Source organism: Citrobacter sp. wls714, assembly GCF_005281025.1.
In the GTDB taxonomy this organism is placed as follows: Bacteria; Pseudomonadota; Gammaproteobacteria; order Enterobacterales; family Enterobacteriaceae; genus Citrobacter; species Citrobacter werkmanii.
Map to the genome: position 1 here is coordinate 1 of NZ_SZWZ01000100.1, position 4,274 is coordinate 4,274.

Annotated in this window: 6 protein-coding genes; all 6 read right to left on the reverse strand. The window is 41.2% G+C overall.

Annotated elements, in window-relative coordinates:
* A partial coding sequence (locus tag FDX11_RS23005; protein ID WP_170975625.1) for a PAAR domain-containing protein occupies nt 1–153 on the reverse strand: 153 nt, incomplete at its 3' end.
* Nucleotides 154–244: 91 nt separating this feature from the next.
* Nucleotides 245–1,198, reverse strand: coding sequence for a hypothetical protein (locus FDX11_RS23010; protein WP_137398582.1), 954 nt, complete (start codon nt 1,196–1,198; stop codon nt 245–247).
* 57 nt (nt 1,199–1,255) lie between these two features.
* The gene (locus FDX11_RS25565) at nt 1,256–2,308 is read right to left on the reverse strand and encodes a hypothetical protein (RefSeq protein WP_249360757.1); all 1,053 of its coding nucleotides are present in this window, start codon (nt 2,306–2,308) and stop codon (nt 1,256–1,258) included.
* Between the two features lie 254 nt (nt 2,309–2,562).
* The gene (locus FDX11_RS25570) at nt 2,563–2,880 is read right to left on the reverse strand and encodes a hypothetical protein (RefSeq protein WP_249360758.1); all 318 of its coding nucleotides are present in this window, start codon (nt 2,878–2,880) and stop codon (nt 2,563–2,565) included.
* Nucleotides 2,881–2,890: 10 nt separating this feature from the next.
* A complete protein-coding gene (locus tag FDX11_RS23020) occupies nt 2,891–3,730 on the reverse strand; it encodes a DUF4123 domain-containing protein (protein ID WP_137398583.1) in 840 nt (279 codons plus the stop codon).
* Between the two features lie 5 nt (nt 3,731–3,735).
* On the reverse strand, nt 3,736–4,274 hold a 539-nt coding region (locus FDX11_RS23025), incomplete at its 5' end, for a Vgr-like protein (RefSeq protein WP_249360759.1).

Here is a 4,274-nt window from a genome sequence, read left to right on the forward strand (position 1 = left end):
GCCGATAACCACGCCGCCGCAGTCAATGGTATCACCACTTCTGGCAGCAGGCAGGCCGTCGATAAATACGGTGGGCGAGCCTGCAATAATCACGGTCTCGTAATAACCGTCGTGCTGGGTACCTTTATCTGAAAGTTTAGCGGCTAATGGCATAAGCCCTCCTATTGTTCTATGATATAATCAATGGAAGTTATGGAAAATATAATTCCAATATTGATGTGACATCCTAGCTATATGAATTATTTTAAATGACCGGAATGAACTTACCATCAACTAGTGAGAATACGGGCGCATAAAAAACCATAAAGTCTTCTCCTTTTTTGTCTACATATTTATATGTTAATGGAGAGTAATTATGTTCTGATTTATTGTACAATTGCACCATTCGTCCATTATTCATAACCCTAATATCATAATTTTCCCATTTAATTGGAAGTATCATCGCTTGCCCTTCTTCCAGTTCATTCTTTGTAAATTGAGATAATAATATTTCATCTTCGCTGTCACCGGTTGTTGCAGACCACGCTTCCAGTGCAGTTTTGTCATATGCCTTCAGGCGGTTTCGATCCCTGCTGTTGATAATTCTCGCCATCTCACTATAGGCCGCCCGTAGCTTTTGAATTTGCTCACTGCCGCCTGTGAAAGGTTCAGCTTTAACCCATGCCCATTCCGGAATACCACTTACCGTAACTTTCTGCGTAAACCGGTAGAGTACCATTCCTTGTGGAAAATAGGTGCTATCGAAATAATCGGGATCAATATGGCCGGGTATGACCTGCTCTGCCAGAATTTTTGTTCGGGTGATGGGATGCCTTTCGTCAGGTAATGCCTCAGGTAACCCCTGCGGATTAATGGTCACTTTTATTGATGAAAGCGTTTGCTTTTCCTGCCCGTTAAAACGTACCAGATCTAGACTACAGGCTGACTGTGGATCGAAATGACCTCTCTTTTCCGGGGAGAGTGACTTATCAGAAAACCAGCCCAGTGCTCCAATCTCCAGGCTGATTTCATTCTCGCCGTTTTCCATCAGCATTAAAGCGTTGGTACTGGAAATCCCACCACCACGTCCACGCCAGGCAGAATCACGATTATCGTATCCGGTAACGCCATTAGTCTTAATGGCGCAATAAGCCTGCTGGATATTAAAAAGACTGCGCAGTTTTTTGGGGGTACTACTGGCTAATGCTGTTAATGTCATAATGCCTCCTGCTAATATTATTGCTGAAATGATATATTTCAACTTCATGTGTTGCCCTCAATTTTGTGGGATTCCATTATATTCCGTTTTGTTCTTTTCATTTTTATCCCAATTCGGGTTGGAACCCATTGCCCACGGTTCAAAATGAGCAGGAGGAGTAATCGCAGAATGGGAAATAATACGTTCTTTACCATATAAATTAATACGTAAAGGCGAGTCTTCAGTTTTTAAAGGAGAAGATAATTGCCACTCTTCTTCAGCATTATTATTGGTTTCAGGTCGTGATTTTCCTTTATTGTTTTTGCCTCCTTTATGACCTATATCAGCAGAAAACTTAAACGTTCCCTTAATTCCGTCATGGTATAAAACCAGATCCAGACCATTATCATGTTCATCCAGAGCAAAACCTGCTGCTGCACCGATAGTCGCTTCTGCCTCAGCTCTAAGTTCTACCACAAAAACTTCGGCTTCAAAGGTGGCGCTTACAACACCTTTTATACCCAGGTATAACTGATTTTCTGTGAGAATTTTGAATGCCCATTTATCATCTTTTTTGCTGTATGCTGCTCCGATATTCAAATTAACACCAGGAGCTACTTCTATATAGCATTCTACACTGGTATCGTGTTTTTTGAGATAGTCCCGACATTTGCCAACTAAAGTATCAATTTTACAATAGGCACAGATAAACTGAATAATATCAAATTTTAACTTTGCCTCCAGAAAGGGCTTTCCATACAACCCAAAATAATGACATGGCCCTTCTTTTATATCAGTATACTGATAAGCATAAGATAAACCTATTTTTAACGGTTCGGCATTAAATGAAAATACAGAGTATTCTCGCGTCTTGTTTCCATTTTCCGGATCAGGAGCAAAATAGGTATTAAGATTGTTAATTAACTGGTCGGCCCGGTTTAACTGCTCAAGTGCTTTAGTTCTGCGCAGTTTTTTGATCTCTTCTTCATATTCATGCGTAAATTCCACGTTGCAAATCTTTAATCCGAAATCCACGTTCAGTGCAGTTTTATTCATCAACTCAAATTGAGCTGTTTTATATGTCCAGCCATCACGTAATTTGTTTTTATTTTGGGGCTGAGTATTATCCATGGCTTGCCGCGATTTTATTTGCTCATCACGGCGTTCTTTGATAGTTCGCTCTCTGCGTGACGAAATAAGATCGTAGCTTAACCCAACAGTAAAACGTATTTCTATCGTCGGATAAACATCAATTTCAACATATCTTCCACACTCGTAACAGCCATTTGCTATAACCGCATAATGAGCCGGTTCGTCAAATATATCTCCAGGTTGAGAAATTGAACTGAGATATTCCCATGGACTCCTGAAAGAATCTACTATACTTAATCCATTTTTTTTTCACCGTAATAAAGTGTTACTTTATTTGGCTTTCCATCAGAACTTAACGATTCAGATGTTCCCTCTTTATTTTCTTCCAGCCATGCTTCAGGGCACCCGTTTTTATCGCATTTACTCTCTATAGTGATGGTTCCATTACATCCTTCCCCTTCATCCAGCAGGTCAAAATGAACAGTTCCCTCTTTCGACCAGATATGATGCTCTTTATTTTCAGGGAAAGCCGTAACCACATCCATCAGGCATGGATCAGGGATACCACATTCCACACAGGCTTTTCCGGCAGTCGATGACGGTTTCGACATAATTGTTTCCTTACTGAGGGAAAAACCCCAGCTTCTCCAGAAGCAACATTTCAACCTGTCGGTGTGCTGCCGCTTCATTATTATTTAATATATCAATCCATTCATTCGGAATATCTTTGTTATTATAAATTTTATTTTCCAGTAGTAAATAGATAATGCCTCTGATAGATCTGTCATCATTTATATTCAGCGATTGACAAAAATCAAAATAATTCTCAGCACAATGGCTATTGTGTTTCCCTCCTTCCGGAAAAGGACTGCCTTTTTCTGTAAAATAATTGTGTATATATACCTCCAGTGTGTTGATATGGTTTATTTGCGCCTGTTTGTTTAGCAGGGAATATTGTCGTTGGGTGAAAGTCAGTAAAGTCTCACTTTTTCCAGTAATGTTTCTTTTTCCGGACTGACGGAATGATAAAAAATCATCCTCCCGTCGTTTTTTTGAAAAGTGAGTAATAATTTTGGTGACTGGTTCAATAAATCTGTAGCGTTCGAATGGAGTCAATACACTAATCAGCGCCCAGATATTGCGCGGATCATAAAATCGAAATAATACAGGTTTGCTTTGTTCCGGTATGTTAGCCCATAAATAATGTCGGAAATGTTGTACTAATAAATGAATTTTATTAGATGAATAAAAATATATTCCCCAGGGCGTTTCCTTTGTAGTCAGCCACCTGGCTACTTCCTGGGTGACTTCCAGCAGGTAAGGGGATATCCCGACCAGGTCTGGCTGTACGGGCGGGGGAAACAGGCAACAGTGTGGAGGATTATATTGATGCAGAAAATCCAGTAAACCTTCTTCCACGGCGCCATCCACAATGGCGTATTGTACAGGAGTTATGTCCATCAGTTTTAATTCTCCTTTGGGCAATGCGATACAAATACGGTTCCGCTTCCCGCTGCGGCCTTCAGAATCATTGGGCGCATTGGCAGAATAACTTCGCCGGGGCTGCCGCCACTGTTAAGATTAATTTTCGGCCCTATGACATCCACGCCGCTCGCATGTATCACCACAAACGAACCGCCTACCCGCAGACTGATTTTGCTGTCGCTTTGCAAAACAATATCGCCCTGAACTTTGATACCAAGAGCACCAGCAATATTCTGCGCTAGATCACCTTTTACCTCCAGACCATGATTACCTTCCACCAGACTGATATGATCTTTTGTCGTTTTGTGATCCTGTTTCCCGTCAACGGTCACTTTTCGGTCGTTGGCCACCACCAGTGATTCGTCATGACCAATACTTACAGTACGATCATAATTAACCCGTACGTCCTTGCTATTGAGCACTTTCACCTGCATGTTTTTCTGTGCATGCAGAAAGACTTCTTCATTGCCCGTCGCATCCTCAAAGCGCAACTCGTTAAATCCACCGCCTTTGTAGGTTT

What these genes read in the sequence shown, in the direction of transcription:
- FDX11_RS23010 (WP_137398582.1), bottom strand. Translation starts at nt 1,198, where the DNA reads ATGACATTAACAGCATTAGCCAGTAGTACCCCCAAAAAACTGCGCAGT.
- FDX11_RS25565 (WP_249360757.1), bottom strand. Translation starts at nt 2,308, where the DNA reads ATGGATAATACTCAGCCCCAAAATAAAAACAAATTACGTGATGGCTGG.
- FDX11_RS25570 (WP_249360758.1), bottom strand. Translation starts at nt 2,880, where the DNA reads ATGTCGAAACCGTCATCGACTGCCGGAAAAGCCTGTGTGGAATGTGGT.
- FDX11_RS23020 (WP_137398583.1), bottom strand. Translation starts at nt 3,730, where the DNA reads ATGGACATAACTCCTGTACAATACGCCATTGTGGATGGCGCCGTGGAA.